Origin of the sequence: Kosakonia sp. PSU_27 (genome assembly GCF_039409795.1) — a bacterium.
Classification (GTDB): domain Bacteria; phylum Pseudomonadota; class Gammaproteobacteria; order Enterobacterales; family Enterobacteriaceae; genus Kosakonia.
The window spans coordinates 1-14,712 of the sequence record NZ_JBCIVK010000006.1; the positions used below are offsets into that span (position 1 = coordinate 1).

The following is a 14,712-nucleotide window of genomic DNA, read 5'->3' on the forward strand; positions in this document are numbered from 1 at the left end:
TCGATCTGGTCGAATGCGCGAGCAGAACCACCGTAGGTTTTAGCCAGAACGGTAGTGATTGCAGCGGTCAGAGTAGTTTTACCATGGTCAACGTGGCCGATAGTACCGACGTTGACGTGCGGTTTTGTACGTTCAAATTTTTCTTTAGACACGGCTTTATTCCTTACTATAGTGCTCTCCCTCTTTGGAGAGAGCACGGGACTTTGGTTTTAACCCTGCGGCTTATTTACCACGGGCTTCAATTACGGCCTGAGCAACGTTGTTCGGCGCATCATCATACTTCAGGAATTCCATAGTATAAGACGCACGACCTTTGGTCAGAGAACGCAGCTGAGTTGCATATCCGAACATTTCAGACAGCGGAACTTCAGCGTGGATCTTAACGCCAGTAACTTCAGATTCCTGACCGCGCAGCATACCGCGACGACGGCTAAGGTCACCGATTACGTCACCGGTGTTCTCTTCCGGAGTCTCTACTTCAACCTTCATGATCGGCTCAAGCAGAACTGGTTTCGCTTTCTTAAAGCCATCTTTAAAGGCAATAGACGCAGCCAGTTTAAACGCCAGTTCAGAGGAGTCAACGTCGTGGTAAGAACCGAAGTGCAGACGCACACCGAGATCAACTACCGGGTAACCCGCCAGCGGACCAGATTTCAGCTGTTCCTGGATACCTTTATCAACGGCCGGGATGTATTCGCCAGGAATTACACCACCTTTGATGTCGTTGATGAACTCGTAACCTTTCGGGTTAGAGCCCGGCTCCAGCGGGTACATGTCGATAACAACATGACCGTACTGACCGCGACCACCAGACTGCTTAGCGTGTTTACCTTCGATATCGGTAACTTTCGCACGAATCGCTTCGCGGTAAGCAACCTGAGGTTTACCGACGTTCGCTTCAACGTTGAATTCACGTTTCATACGGTCAACGATGATGTCGAGGTGCAGCTCACCCATACCGGCGATAATGGTCTGGTTAGATTCTTCATCAGTCCATACGCGGAATGACGGGTCTTCTTTCGCCAGACGGCCCAGAGCCAGACCCATTTTTTCCTGGTCAGCTTTGGTTTTCGGTTCTACCGCGATGGAGATTACCGGTTCCGGGAATTCCATACGTTCCAGAATGATCGGATGATCCGGGTCACACAGGGTGTCACCAGTGGTCACGTCTTTCAGACCGATAGCAGCAGCGATGTCGCCAGCGCGAACTTCTTTGATCTCTTCACGTTTGTTAGCGTGCATCTGAACGATACGACCAAAACGCTCACGTGCAGCTTTCACGGAGTTCAGGATGGTATCACCAGAGTTAACCACACCGGAGTAAACACGGAAGAAGGTCAGGTTACCAACGAACGGGTCGGTAGCGATTTTGAACGCCAGCGCAGAGAACGGCTCTTCATCACTTGCGTGACGCTCAGCCGGAGTATCTTTACCATCGTCCAGGATACCGTTGATCGCAGGTACGTCAGTCGGGGACGGCAGGTAGTCAACTACCGCATCCAGCATCGCCTGAACACCTTTGTTCTTAAAAGCAGAACCACAAGTTACCAGGATGATTTCGTTGTTCAGAACACGCTGACGCAGAGCTTTTTTGATCTCTTCTTCAGTCAGTTCTTCACCACCCAGGTATTTCTCCATCAGCTCTTCAGAAGCTTCAGCAGCGGATTCGATCAGATTCTGGTGCCATTCGTCAGCCAGATCCTGCATCTCAGCCGGGATATCTTCGTATTCGAAGGTAACGCCCTGGTCTGCATCGTTCCAGTTGATGGCTTTCATTTTCACCAGGTCAACAACACCGGTGAAACCTTCTTCAGCACCAATTGCCAGCTGCAGCGGAACCGGGTTCGCGCCCAGACGGGTTTTGATCTGACCAACAACTTTCAGGAAGTTAGCGCCCATGCGGTCCATTTTGTTAACGAACGCAATGCGCGGAACTTTATATTTGTTTGCCTGACGCCATACGGTTTCAGACTGCGGCTGAACACCACCAACGGCGCAGTAAACCATTACCGCACCGTCAAGAACACGCATGGAACGTTCTACTTCGATGGTGAAGTCAACGTGCCCCGGGGTGTCGATGATGTTTACGCGATGCGGTTCATACTGCTTCGCCATACCAGACCAGAATGCAGTAGTCGCTGCGGAGGTAATGGTAATACCACGCTCCTGCTCCTGCTCCATCCAGTCCATGGTTGCGGCGCCGTCATGAACTTCACCGATTTTGTGGTTTACACCGGTGTAGAACAGAATACGTTCGGTAGTCGTGGTTTTACCGGCGTCGATGTGCGCACTGATACCAATGTTACGGTAGCGTGCGATGGGTGTTGTACGAGCCATTTGATTCCTCGTTTGTCTCTTTAGGCGTTCAGATTTAAGTTGCCAAACGGCGGGCCACTTGCTTGAAGCGCCCGCCATGTGACTAAAACTCCGAAGGGATTACCAACGGTAGTGTGCGAACGCCTTGTTGGCTTCGGCCATACGGTGAACGTCTTCACGTTTCTTAACTGCAGTACCTTTGTTGTCCGCAGCATCGGAAAGTTCGTTCGCCAGGCGCAGAGCCATGGATTTATCACCGCGTTTACGAGCAGCTTCAACGATCCAACGCATTGCCAGAGCATTGCGACGAACCGGACGAACTTCAACCGGAACCTGATAAGTAGAACCACCAACGCGGCGAGACTTAACTTCGACAGTCGGGCGCACGTTTTCGAGAGCTACTTCGAAAGCTTCCAGTTCATTTTTACCAGAACGCTGAGCCAGGGTCTCAAGCGCGCTGTATACGATTGCTTCTGCAGTAGATTTTTTACCGTCTACCATCAGGATATTGACAAATTTAGCCAGCAGTTCTGATCCGAACTTCGGATCCGGCAGAATTTTACGCTGACCAATAACACGACGACGTGGCATGGAAATACTCCGTTGTTAATTCAGGATTGTCCAAAACTCTAAGAGTTTAGTTTGACATTAAAGTTAAAACAGTTTGGCCTTACTTAACGGAGAACCATTAAGCCTTAGGACGTTTCACGCCGTATTTGGAGCGAGATTGCTTACGGTCTTTAACACCGGAGCAGTCGAGCGCGCCACGTACAGTGTGGTAACGAACACCCGGGAGGTCTTTTACACGACCGCCACGGATCAGGATCACGGAGTGCTCCTGCAGGTTGTGACCTTCACCACCGATGTAGGAAGTCACTTCAAAACCGTTGGTCAAACGAACACGACATACTTTACGCAGTGCGGAGTTCGGTTTTTTCGGGGTGGTAGTATATACGCGAGTACATACGCCACGTTTTTGCGGGCATGCTTCCAGCGCAGGCACGTTGCTTTTTGCAACTTTGCGAGCGCGTGGTTTGCGTACCAGCTGGTTAACTGTTGCCATTAAATAGCTCCTGGTTTTAGCTTTTGCTTCGTAAACACGTAATAAAACGACCTCATATAATATGAGGACGCAGAATTTTATGGCTGTGCTTAAAAGGTGTCAAGAAATATACAGCGATCACACATTACCAATGCATCTGAACAGCGTTTTTCACCGTCAGGCTAACGAAATCAGTATAGCCAACCCTGACAACGCTGCTTGAAATTTGACCACCCAGACCGCGGGCATCGATATCTTCTTTCAGCGCGTGCACAGTTATGGGGGCGTTTAGCAATAACTCAACATAGCGCCCATTTTGCAAGGCCGCCGTTACGCCATCTGAAAGCAGCAGCAGATCGTCGCCGGGGTGCAGCAAACGGAGCATCGACGCCATATCACACTGCCAGGGAGAGCGGGACAAGGTATGCAGCATAAATGCCTCAAAAGGTCAGAACGACGGTGTAGCTATCGAGCTTTTCGCGCAGCGCGTCCGCTTCCAGGCGCTGAGCCGGCAAGACGAAGGTTGTCTCCTCGCCTAACCCACGCTCACGTAGCGAATCTGCACACAGCCAGCACTGTTCGATGTCATAAAGCGGCAGAACTTTAAACGTCGCGATGTAATCGCGCGCTAATACCGCATCCGGCCGCTGATTGGCCAGCAACTGGAATACACCATCACCAATAAAAAACACGCCGATATCGTCGGTAAACGCAGAAGTCGCCAGCAACGCATCCAGCCCTTCGCGACCAGAAGAGGAGCCATGCGGCGCTGAAGTAAACACAAAGGCGATACGTTGCATCAGAATTGCACCACCCGATCGCAAGAGAGCGCGGCTTCCGCCAGCGCGCCAAGGCCGGTCAGTGAAAAACCGGCTTGCAGGTTTGCACCAGGCAGCGCCAGACGTTGTGCTTCGGCATCATCAATAACGCCACGACGCAATGCGGCGGCAACGCAGATATGCAGCTCGACCTGATGCTCCTCATGCAGGCGTTGCCAGGCGCGAACCAGGTCAAATTCATCACTGGCGGGCGCAGTGAGCGCGTTGGCATTGCTCACCCCTTCGCGATAAAAAAAGACGCTGGCTAGTGTATGCCCGGCATCCAGTAGCGCCTGCGCAAACTGGTACGCGCTGCTGGCCTGTTGCGTACCATACGCCGGGCCGGTGACCATCAGGGCAAAACGCATTAACGATCCTGTACGGAAAAATCGCCGCTTTTGAACTGGCGGATATAGAGGTAAACGGTGTGCTTGGAAATATTGAGGCGATCGGCGACCTGGTTGATAGCATCTTTGATATCAAAGATTCCCTTCTCATAGAGGTTCAGTACGATCTGGCGATTCTTGGCGTTGTTGGAAACGTTACGATCCGCGTTGACCTCTTCAATGGTGAACTCCAGCGTTTGCATGACCAGATCTTCCACCGAGGAAGCAAAGTTCACCGAAGAGCCAACATCAGGCGTTTCCGGCGGCACAAAGGTGCTCATGATCTGTGAGAACGGCACATCAAGGTTCATGTTGATGCATAACAGGCCAATCACGCGGTGATCGCGGTTACGGATAGCAATAGTGACGGACTTCATCAGCACACCGCTTTTCGCACGCGTGAAGTAGCACTTCGATACGCTGCTGTCGGCACCGGTCATATCATGCAGCATGCGCAGGGCGAGATCGGTGATGGGCGAGCCAATTTTACGCCCTGTGTGTTCGCCATTGGCAATACGGATTGCGGAACATTTCAAATCTTGCAGGGAGTGCAAAACGATTTCACAGTGGCTGCCAATGAGCATCGCTAACCCGTCCACCACCGCTTCATAGGATTTCAGGATATCGAAGTCGGTCTGATCGAAAGGACGTTGATCCAGTAAATCAAGCTCACTGGTTTCGTTGGTTAATAGCGACCTGGACATGAAAAAAAACACTCCTTTTCAGGAACCTGTCGTTATGTTTTCAGGGCAGGCTCAGTATTTATATGGGGATATAAATTAATACATCGTAGGTTAAGCTTTCCAGAATTATATCCCTGCTGCAAAAAAAAACGCCGCCCGAAGGCGGCGTTATTGCAAATTTTATTTCTTACTGGTGTCTGCGGCTTTCGCGTCTGCAGCTTTATCACCGGCTGCCGGAGCAGCATCTGCCGCCGGGGCGTCAGCTTTCGGTGCTGCAGCATCGGCTTTCGGCGCGGCCTTGATATCCAACAGCTCTACATCGAATACCAGCGTGGAGTTAGCCGGAATACCCGGAACGCCAGTTTTCCCGTAAGCCAGTGCCGGCGGGATAACCAGTTTGATCTTGCCGCCTTTTTTGATGTTTTTCAGGCCTTCAGTCCAGCCAGGGATAACACCATCAAGACGGAAAGAGAGCGGCTCACCACGGGTGTAAGAGTTATCGAACTCTTTACCGTCGATCAGCGTACCTTTGTAGTTCACAACAACCGTGTCGCTGTCTTTCGGCGCATCGCCGGTACCTTCTTTCTCTACTTTGTACAGCAGACCGGTATCGGACGTTTTCACACCTTTCTCTTTAGCGAAGGTGTCACGGAAGGCTTTGCCTTTCGCTTCGTTGTCAGCAGCGTCTTTTTCCATGCGATCCTGCGCGGCAGTTTTCACACGGGTCTCAAACGCTTGCAGGGTTTGTTCGATCTCCTGGTCGCTCAGTTTGCTCTTATCGGCAAACGCGTCCTGAACACCAGCGATCAGCTGAGCTTTATCCAGTTTAATGCCCAGTTTTTCCTGCTCTTTCAGCGAGTTTTCCATGTAGCGGCCCAGCGAAGCGCCCAGCGCATAGGCGGATTTCTGGTCGTCATTTTTAAATGCCGCTTTGCTGTCAGCTGCTGCAGCCGGTTCTTTCTTTGCAGCAGCATCGGCAGCGAAAGAGATCGGTGCGTGAAGGGCGACGGCCATCGTGGTCGCCAGCAGCGTGACTTTAAACAGTGATTTCATCCATTTCTCCAGGGGCCGGGGCATCTCGCCCCAGGGTTAAACAAAAAGTAAGAGACGTACTATAAAGCGTTGCGGTGGAAATCAACATAAGGACACCACCTGAATTCACCTGTTTTCTGACTATTTTTGTTTAAATAAGTTTCTGCTTTTCTTTGCCAGAGCTGTACCTGGCGGCAAAGTTCAGTAAAATTCGCCCGTTTAATGAAAATCGGGCCGGACGCAATCCAGAGGTGATGTATGCATGAGTTAACAATAGAAGCGCGACTGGCGGAACTGGAAAGCCGGTTGGCTTTTCAGGAGAAGACCATTGAGGAATTAAACCAGACGGTTGTCGCCCATGAACTGGAAATGGCGAAGCTGCGCGAACATCTGCGGTTAATGGCAGAAAAGCTCAAAGCCAGCCAGCCTTCGCACATGGCATCCCCTTCCGAAGAGACGCCGCCGCCCCATTATTAAGGCGTAAAAAAAGCGGGTTTCCCCGCTCATCACTGACGCTATGGATTTCGTGTTGCAGGCAGGCGGCAAACTTGAAAATCCCCGGGAGCACAGAAAACTATGCGACCGGGGTTTAAAAGCGAAGCCAACGCCCCTGCGACGCGAAAGACGACGCGTATTAGTGGCAGCCGCAGCCACCGTTACCGCCGCAACCACCTTTCCCGTGGTCATGGCCGTGATCGTGACCGTGGCCGCCGCAGCAACCTTCGTGATCGTGGTCGTGGTCATGATCGTGACCATGCGGACCGTGAACGTGGCCGTGAGCCAGCTCTTCTTCGGTTGCTTCGCGGATAGCGACAACTTCAACGTTGAACTTCAGATTCTGGCCAGCCAGCATGTGGTTACCGTCAACAACAACGTGATCGTCTTCCACTTCGGTGATTTCTACCGGTACCGGGCCCTGGTCGGTTTCCGCCAGGAAGCGCATGCCAACCTGCAGCTCATCAACGCCCATAAAGACGTCTTTCGGTACGCGCTGCACCAGGTTTTCGTCGTACTGACCGTAAGCGTCGTTCGCGCCAACAGCCACATCGAATTTGTCGCCGACTTCGTGACCGTCCAGCGCGTTTTCCAGACCAGAGATCAGGGAACCGTGACCGTGCAGGTAGTCCAGCGGCGCACTCACCGGAGACTCATCAACCAATACACCGTCTTCTGTACGTACCTGATAGGCCAGGCTGACCACCAGGTCTTTTGCTACTTTCATGATATCTCCTGAGCGTGGGAAAATTACTGGCGCAGATTGTAGCGGAATTCTGCACCCGTGTACCCTTTAGCTTAAAAAAAGCTGCCCGATCTCGCTAGTCCGGATGAAAAATGCCAATCACTTGCTCATCTTTGCGAACATGCTCGCGGGCCTCTTTATCCGCTTCACGCATCTGGTGCCCACACTTAACGCACTCAACAATATCAACATTATTCTCACGCCACATTGTCATTGAGTCCTTCGCCTGGCATGCCGGGCAAACCGCCCCGGCGATAAAACGTTTTCGTACAGCCATTCGATTCCCCTTATTCAAACTCGTCCCAGCCATCCAGCTGGCGACGCTCTTGCTGCATTTCACGCTGGAAAATCTCCTCCAGCTCGCGCCGCGCTTCGCGGACACGGGAAATTTGCATCGTATCGGTATGCACCGGCATCAGCTCGCGCAGCATACGCATATCTAAACGTTTAAAGTGCAGTTGCGCACGCTGAGCCTGATGCGGATGCATCCCCAGCGAAATAAGCGTCTTGCGTCCTAACTCCAGCGCACTGGAGAAGGTCTCGCGGGAAAACTGCGTCACACCGGCCTGCAGGAGTTCATGTGCTTCCACACGCCCACGGGCGCGAGCCAGGATTGCCAGGTTCGGAAAATGCTGCTGGCAAATCTCCACCAGCTTCATCGTATCCAGCGGGTCATTACAGGTGATGACGATCGATTGCGCCGCCTCCGCGCCCGCCGAGCGCAGCAGCTCCACCTGGGTTGCATCCCCGTAATAGACCTTATAACCATATTTACGCATCAGGTTGACGGCGCTGATATCGCGCTCAAGCACGGTAATGCGCATCTTGTTCGCCATTAACAAGCGGCCAATCACCTGACCAAAACGCCCAAACCCCACCACAATCACCTGTGGTTTGTCGTCTTCCACCCATGGGGTCTCATCTTCATCTTCCGGGGTGTTAAAACGCCGGGAGAGAAGTTTATCCACGCCACGCATCAGCAGCGGTGTGGTCATCATCGACAACGTGACGGTGACCAGCAGCAGCGCCATTTGATCGTTCTGGAACAAGCGCTGAGAAGACGCCGAGGAGAACAAGACAAACGCGAATTCACCCCCCTGGCTTAACACACCGGCGAACTGCATACGCTCCGAACTGCGCAAACCGTATATTCGCGCCAGCCCGTACAACACCAGTGATTTCACCGCCACCAGTACTGCAACGCTCAGTACCACCCATAACAGATGGGTATAGAGCACCCCTAGGTTCAGCGCCATGCCAACGGAAATAAAAAACAGCCCCAGCAACAGCCCTTTAAAAGGCTCGATGGCGATCTCCAGCTCGTGGCGATATTCACTTTCAGCCAGCAACACACCGGCGATAAAGGTTCCCAGCGCCATCGATAACCCCAGCGCATCCATGAACAGCGCCGAGCCAAGCACCAACAGTAAAGTCGCGGCGGTAAACACTTCACGCACGCCGGAACCGGCAATAAAGCGGAACACAGGCCGCAGCAAATAACGCCCGCCAATCAACATGCCCGCGAACGCCAGCACTTTCATGCCAACCTTCATCCAGTCGAGATGCTCATCACCATTACCCGCCAGCAACGGCACCAGCGCCAGCGCCGGGATCACTGCTAAATCCTGAAACAGCAGCACCGAAAATCCCAGTTGGCCGGATTCGCTGCGGTTCATGCCTTTATCGCGCATCAGTTGCAGCGCCATCGCGGTGGAAGACATCGCCAGGCCGATACCGCCAATCACCGCCGCCTGCCAGGAAAATTGCGTCAGCATCAGCAGCCCGGCGAGGATCGCCGCGCTCAGCAGCACCTGCGCCGCGCCGACGCCAAAGATGGAGCGCCGAAGTTCCCAAAGTTTTCGCGGGTTCAGCTCCAGCCCGATGATAAACATCAGAAACACCACGCCCAGCTCGGAGAAATGGAGGATTTCATCAACATCGCTGATAAACCCCAGCCCCCACGGGCCAATCGCGATACCCGCAAGCAGGTAGCCGAGCACCGCGCCAATCCCTAAACGCGCGGCAAGCGGAACAGCGACCACCGCCGCAAAAAGAAATAACACACCGGCCAGTAAAAGCGCGGAACCTTCCATTAACGGCCTCCCACAGGCAACGGTGACGCCAGCCAGTCACCATACGCTTTGGCGTGACTCGCCAACTCCTGCGGCTGTTGCCGGCGCGCCCAGTACACAATAATCGGGCTTAACCAGTGCATGCGGCACATGGCGGCAGTCAGCTCAAAAGGGCGCAAAATATCATTCATGGAGTAGCGGTTAAGCCCATCGTGGCGATACGCGGCCTCCGGTTCCCCGGTGGTGACCACGCTACGCCAATACTTTCCCGCGAGTTGGTTCCCGCCAATGCCGCTGGCAAAGCCACGGCTTAACACACGATCAAGCCACTCTTTGAGCAGCGCCGGGCAACTGTAGGTATATAACGGATGTTGAAACACAATGACGTCATGCTCACGCAGCAACGCCTGTTCATAAGGAATATCGATAAAAAAGTCAGGGTAACGGGCATAAAGATCGTGCACCGTGACATTTTGCAGCTGCGTTGCCGGCTTAAGCAAAACCCGGTTAGCCACCGAGTCCTGTGATTCCGGATGGGCATACAGCAGCAACACTTTCGCTGTCTGCGACATCATTCCCCTCCCGGGTGTCAAACTCTGGCGAGCGGCCTGTGGGCGCTGCCAGAATGATTTTGTCTATCATCTTCATTTTGGGCTACCATTGCGGCCCCGGTGCGTCTTTTGGCCGCACTCTTACATTATCATAATGACAAATTAACATAGTCTGAACATACGGCGCCTTATGATTGTTTTCTCCTCGTTACAAATTCGTCGCGGCGTGCGTGTCCTGCTGGATAACGCCACAGCCACCATTAACCCGGGCCAGAAAGTAGGCCTGGTGGGTAAAAACGGCTGCGGCAAATCAACGCTGCTGTCGCTATTGAAAAACGAGATCGGTGCCGACGGCGGCAGCTTCACGTTTCCCGGCACCTGGCAACTGGCATGGGTGAACCAGGAAACGCCAGCGCTGAATGAAGCGGCTATAGACTATGTAATCGATGGCGATCGCGAATACCGCCAGCTTGAAGCCGAACTGAACGCCGCCAACGAACGTAACGATGGTCACGCCATCGCCACCGTGCACGGAAAGCTCGACGCCATCGACGCGTGGACCATTCGCGCGCGCGCGTCCAGTCTGCTGCACGGTCTGGGTTTCAGCAACGAGCAACTGGAGCGCCCGGTAAGCGACTTCTCCGGTGGCTGGCGTATGCGTTTAAACCTCGCACAGGCGCTGATTTGCCGCTCCGACTTACTGCTGCTTGATGAACCGACCAACCACCTCGATCTCGATGCGGTGATCTGGCTGGAAAAATGGCTGAAAAGCTACCAGGGGACACTGATTCTGATTTCCCACGACCGTGATTTTCTCGATCCGGTGGTGGACAAAATTCTGCATATTGAGCAGCAAAGCCTGTTCGAATATACCGGCAACTACAGCTCGTTTGAGCGCCAGCGCGCCACACGCCTTGCTCAGCAGCAGGCCACTTATGAAAGCCAGCAGCAGCGCGTTGCCCATCTGCAAAGTTTTATCGACCGCTTCAAAGCGAAAGCCAGCAAGGCGAAGCAGGCACAAAGCCGTATCAAAATGCTCGAGCGCATGGAATTGATTGCCCCGGCGCATGTTGATAACCCGTTCCACTTCAGTTTCCGCCCGCCGGAAAGTCTGCCTAACCCGCTATTAAAGATGGAAAAAGTGAGCGCCGGTTACGGCGATCGCACCATCCTGAACGCCATTAAGCTCAACCTGGTGCCGGGTTCGCGCATTGGCCTGCTGGGGCGTAACGGCGCAGGTAAATCCACGCTTATCAAACTGCTGGCCGGTGAGCTGGCGGCGCAGAGCGGTGAAATCGGGCTGGCAAAAGGTATTAAGCTCGGTTACTTCGCCCAGCATCAACTGGAATTTTTACGCGCCGACGAGTCGCCGTTGCAGCACCTGGCGCGCCTCGCACCGCAGGAGCTGGAGCAGAAACTGCGCGATTACCTGGGCGGCTTTGGTTTCCAGGGCGATAAAGTCACGGAAATAACCGAGCGCTTCTCCGGCGGCGAAAAAGCGCGTCTGGTGCTGGCATTGATCGTCTGGCAGCGTCCAAACCTGCTGCTGCTCGATGAACCAACCAACCACCTCGATCTCGATATGCGCCAGGCACTGACCGAAGCGCTGATTGAGTTTGAAGGCGCGTTAGTGGTCGTGTCGCATGACCGCCACCTGATTCGCTCCACCACAGACGATCTCTACCTGGTGCACGACGGCAAAGTAGAGCCGTTCGAAGGCGATCTGGAAGATTATCAGCAGTGGCTGAGCGACGTGCAAAAACAGGAGAGCCAGCCTACGGATACGGTAAAAGAGAGCGCCAACAGCGCTCAGGCGCGCAAAGATCAGAAGCGCCGGGAAGCCGAGCTGCGCACGCAAACTCAGCCGCTGCGAAAAGAGATTGCCCGGCTGGAAAAAGAGATGGAAAAACTCAACACCCAGCTTGCCCAGGCCGAAGAGAAACTCGGCGATAGCGGGCTTTACGATCAAAGCCGTAAAGCAGAGCTAACCACCTGTCTGCAACAGCAGGCGGCGGCAAAATCGGGTCTCGAAGCGTGCGAGATGGCCTGGCTGGAAGCGCACGAGCAACTGGAAGCCATGTTGCAAGGGGAGTAACACGCAACAACGGCGGCGGGAGAGCTTATGAATCTGGATATCACCAACGACATTACGTTTCGCAAGCTGGGCATCTTCATGACCTTTATGGAAAAAGGCAATATTGCGCGTGCCGCCGAAGCGCTCAATCTCAGCGGCGTGAGCGTACACCGTGCGCTGCACACGCTGGAAGAAAATGTCCGTTGTCCGCTGTTTGCCCACAAAGGCCGTAACCTGATCCCGCTGCCTGCCGCGTGGACGCTGCTGGAGTATTGCCAGGAAGTGACGCAGTTAATGGAGCGTGGGCTGGATGAGGCGCGTAAAACTGCCGGCGTTGGCCAGGGGCGGTTGCGCGTTGGCACGCTCTACTCCCTGACGCTGGAAACCGTACCGCGGCTGATAATGGGAATGAAATTGCGGCGTCCGGATCTGGAGATGGATCTGACGATGGGCTCGAACGAAGCGCTGTTGCAGATGCTTGAGGAAGGCAGGCTCGACGCGATTTTGATCTCCATTTCAGAAAGCGAAATCGACCGCAACAACCTCGAAGTTCTGCCGCTGTTTCATGACGACATCTTCCTTGCCGCACCAGCGAGCGCCACGCTTGAAACCGATACGCTGGCCGATCTGCGCGACTACCGCACGCAAAAATTTGTCTCGCTGGCCGAAGGCTTCGCCACCTATGCCGGTTTTCAGGAAGCGTTTCATATTGCCGGTTTTGAGCCGGAAATTGTCACCCGCGTCAATGACATCTTCTCTATGCTGAGCCTGGTGCAGGCGGGCGTCGGCTTTACGCTGATACCGGGAAGAATGAAGAAAGTCTACGAAGGATCAGTGCAAATGTTGCGCCTCGCCGAGCCGTATCAAATGCAGCAGTTGATCGCCATTGTCTTTTCCCGCAATCGCGAGCGCGATCCCAACTTGCTGGCGCTGGCGGCGGAAGGCCGCATGTACGCCCGCAGCCTGCAAGAAAACATTACACCTGCACCCTGAGGCGATTCGCCAGATGTACCGCCACCTCCACACCGCTGCGCTCCAGCGAAATGCTTTCGCCGTTCCACGCGGCTTGCCGGGTCAGGCAGGTCAGAATACCGCCCGGCGGCATTTCAATCGCCAGCCGCGCGTCACGTTCGTTAGCGGCAACGACCGCCTCCTGCCAGCGCACGGTGCGCGCCATATTCCACGCCAGATCGTCAGCGATTTTCTCCGGCTGCCACAACACGCGCCCGGTGCTACCGCTTAAATAAGCGCACTGCGGGCGGCGAAGCGTCACATCTGCAAACGCCTGCGCCAGTTTTTCGGCGGGTTTTTCCAGCAATGCGCAGTGGGAAGGTACGCTGACCGCGAGGCGCTGCGCCTTGCTGGCCCCTTTTGCTAATGCCCGTTGCGCCACCTGCGCCATCGCCTCATCGCTGCCGGCAATAACAATCTGCGTTTCGGCATTGAGATTAGCAATATAGGCTCCGCTGCCTTCGATCAGCGTTTCCACCGTGGGCAACGTCAGCCCCATGATCGCCGTCAGCCCGTAACCGTGCGGATACGCCTGTTCCATCAAATCACCACGCAAGGCCACCAGGCGCAGCGCATCCTGAAAATCGAGCGCGCCGGCCACGACCGCCGCCGGATACGCGCCAATCGACAGGCCGCTGGTGATATCCGCTTGCACGCCCCGCCGCTGTAATTCGCGCGCCCAGGCGACACCGGCAATCAGCAGCGCCAGTTGAACCGCGCGGGTATGTTTTAGCGATTCGGCGGTATCGAGGGTGTCGATTTCCGCACCCAAGACGTCGTAGGCCTGGTCCATTTCACTGCCGGGAAGCGCTTGTAACATTCCCGGGCGTTGTGTCCCCTGCCCCGGAAAAGTAAAGATGATTTTCATGAATCCTCCCTTTGCCACGGATCGCTCACCATACGCGGCCCGTGGTTGGTTTTCAGCATCACCCGCCCGTCACGCAGCCACTCGGCTAAGGCAAAGCCGCCGTTCGGCGTTTCCACCTGGGTATCCGCCCGGCAAAGCCCGCCGCTAAGCTGCTGTTGCCAGCGGGCCAGATCGCGGGTGGAGAGCGGTTCCGGCGCGCGGATCAGCAAGTCGAGATCGCTGGTCGCATGGATAACCGGAATGCCGGTCGCCAGCGCATAACCGCTGCTGCCGGTCACTCCCCACGTCCATGGCCAGCTAAACTGCGCCAGTTGCAGCGCCAGTTGTACCGGCGGCTGGGAGATAAACGGCGAACGCGGCAGTTCTTGCGGTGCGACCAGTTGTTCGGGTGAGACCACACGGATAACCTGTTCAGGCTTTACCCACCCCGCCGCGCGCTGGTCGCGGCGCAGGCCGCGCACGCCAACGGGGATGCGTCCGTTTTGGGCAACATCACGCCGCACCACCACCGGTAAACCGGCGTGCCAGATCTCTGCGACCCAGGGTTCGGTTACCCCTTCCAGCGCATCTTGTGCGCGAAGCCAGAGCAGATCGTGCGGGCGTAATGTTGCGGTCATGA

At 54.8% G+C, this 14,712-nt stretch carries 18 protein-coding genes; 3 read left to right on the forward strand and 15 right to left on the reverse strand.

The genetic code is table 11. The features are described 5' to 3' along the window. The 9 genes from AAIG26_RS15765 to fkpA form a co-directional block, all read right to left on the reverse strand. Positions 1–152: GTP-binding protein (locus AAIG26_RS15765; RefSeq protein WP_004208042.1), on the reverse strand; the 152-nt coding region annotated here is incomplete at its 3' end. Between the two features lie 70 nt (positions 153–222). Beyond that, positions 223–2,337, reverse strand: coding sequence for an elongation factor G (gene fusA / locus AAIG26_RS15770; RefSeq protein ID WP_020455498.1), 2,115 nt, complete (start codon positions 2,335–2,337; stop codon positions 223–225). Between the two features lie 99 nt (positions 2,338–2,436). Then, on the reverse strand, positions 2,437–2,907 hold the full coding sequence (gene rpsG / locus AAIG26_RS15775; RefSeq protein ID WP_007369802.1) for a 30S ribosomal protein S7: 471 nt from the start codon (positions 2,905–2,907) through the stop codon (positions 2,437–2,439). A 97-nt stretch (positions 2,908–3,004) separates the two neighbouring features. Further along, positions 3,005–3,379: a 30S ribosomal protein S12 gene (gene rpsL, locus AAIG26_RS15780; protein WP_003023654.1), complete on the reverse strand. Its 375-nt coding sequence runs from the start codon at positions 3,377–3,379 to the stop codon at positions 3,005–3,007. 124 nt (positions 3,380–3,503) lie between these two features. Next, entirely contained in the window at positions 3,504–3,791 is a 288-nt protein-coding gene (gene tusB, locus AAIG26_RS15785; protein WP_343180936.1) for a sulfurtransferase complex subunit TusB, read from the reverse strand. Positions 3,792–3,798: 7 nt separating this feature from the next. Continuing rightward, complete coding sequence (gene tusC, locus AAIG26_RS15790; RefSeq protein ID WP_097406529.1) at positions 3,799–4,158, reverse strand: sulfurtransferase complex subunit TusC; 360 nt, start codon at positions 4,156–4,158, stop codon at positions 3,799–3,801. Then, positions 4,158–4,544, reverse strand: a complete 387-nt coding sequence (tusD, locus tag AAIG26_RS15795; RefSeq protein WP_160268495.1) for a sulfurtransferase complex subunit TusD — start codon at positions 4,542–4,544, stop codon at positions 4,158–4,160. The genes tusC and tusD overlap by 1 nt, the downstream gene beginning before the upstream one ends. Beyond that, a complete protein-coding gene (locus AAIG26_RS15800; RefSeq protein ID WP_017459895.1) occupies positions 4,544–5,266 on the reverse strand; it encodes a transcriptional regulator in 723 nt (240 codons plus the stop codon). Before AAIG26_RS15800 ends, tusD begins: the two co-directional genes overlap by 1 nt. Before the next feature lie 159 nt (positions 5,267–5,425). Then, positions 5,426–6,298 (reverse strand): FKBP-type peptidyl-prolyl cis-trans isomerase, encoded by an 873-nt coding sequence (fkpA, locus tag AAIG26_RS15805; RefSeq protein WP_020455502.1) that lies wholly within the window; start codon positions 6,296–6,298, stop codon positions 5,426–5,428. 237 nt (positions 6,299–6,535) lie between these two features. Here fkpA and AAIG26_RS15810 point away from each other — a divergent pair, with 237 nt between their 5' ends. Next, positions 6,536–6,754 carry a protein SlyX gene (locus tag AAIG26_RS15810; RefSeq protein ID WP_020455503.1) on the forward strand — a complete coding sequence of 73 codons (219 nt, stop codon included), beginning with the start codon at positions 6,536–6,538 and terminating at the stop codon, positions 6,752–6,754. 157 nt (positions 6,755–6,911) lie between these two features. On the opposite strand, the gene slyD is transcribed toward AAIG26_RS15810, so the two are convergent. The 4 genes from slyD to kefG form a co-directional block, all read right to left on the reverse strand. Continuing rightward, entirely contained in the window at positions 6,912–7,499 is a 588-nt protein-coding gene (gene slyD, locus AAIG26_RS15815) for a peptidylprolyl isomerase (protein ID WP_343180937.1), read from the reverse strand. 94 nt (positions 7,500–7,593) lie between these two features. Next, a complete protein-coding gene (locus AAIG26_RS15820) occupies positions 7,594–7,794 on the reverse strand; it encodes a putative zinc ribbon protein YheV (protein WP_343180938.1) in 201 nt (66 codons plus the stop codon). Positions 7,795–7,804: 10 nt separating this feature from the next. Continuing rightward, positions 7,805–9,610: a glutathione-regulated potassium-efflux system protein KefB gene (gene kefB / locus AAIG26_RS15825; protein ID WP_045507920.1), complete on the reverse strand. Its 1,806-nt coding sequence runs from the start codon at positions 9,608–9,610 to the stop codon at positions 7,805–7,807. Continuing rightward, on the reverse strand, positions 9,610–10,164 hold the full coding sequence (kefG, locus tag AAIG26_RS15830; RefSeq protein WP_071925236.1) for a glutathione-regulated potassium-efflux system ancillary protein KefG: 555 nt from the start codon (positions 10,162–10,164) through the stop codon (positions 9,610–9,612). The genes kefB and kefG overlap by 1 nt, the downstream gene beginning before the upstream one ends. Before the next feature lie 166 nt (positions 10,165–10,330). On the opposite strand from kefG, the gene AAIG26_RS15835 reads away from it, so the two are divergent. After that, entirely contained in the window at positions 10,331–12,235 is a 1,905-nt protein-coding gene (locus tag AAIG26_RS15835) for an ABC transporter ATP-binding protein (protein ID WP_343180939.1), read from the forward strand. 27 nt (positions 12,236–12,262) lie between these two features. Continuing rightward, on the forward strand, positions 12,263–13,207 hold the full coding sequence (locus AAIG26_RS15840) for a LysR family transcriptional regulator (RefSeq protein ID WP_343180940.1): 945 nt from the start codon (positions 12,263–12,265) through the stop codon (positions 13,205–13,207). Here the strand turns inward: AAIG26_RS15840 and mdcH are convergent. Together mdcH and AAIG26_RS15850 are read right to left on the reverse strand one after the other, a co-directional pair. After that, complete coding sequence (gene mdcH / locus AAIG26_RS15845; protein WP_343180941.1) at positions 13,191–14,093, reverse strand: malonate decarboxylase subunit epsilon; 903 nt, start codon at positions 14,091–14,093, stop codon at positions 13,191–13,193. The two genes, AAIG26_RS15840 and mdcH, sit on opposite strands and share 17 nt — an antisense overlap. Then, on the reverse strand, positions 14,090–14,710 hold the full coding sequence (locus AAIG26_RS15850) for a malonate decarboxylase holo-ACP synthase (RefSeq protein WP_343180942.1): 621 nt from the start codon (positions 14,708–14,710) through the stop codon (positions 14,090–14,092). Before AAIG26_RS15850 ends, mdcH begins: the two co-directional genes overlap by 4 nt. Positions 14,711–14,712: the final 2 nt, after the last annotated feature.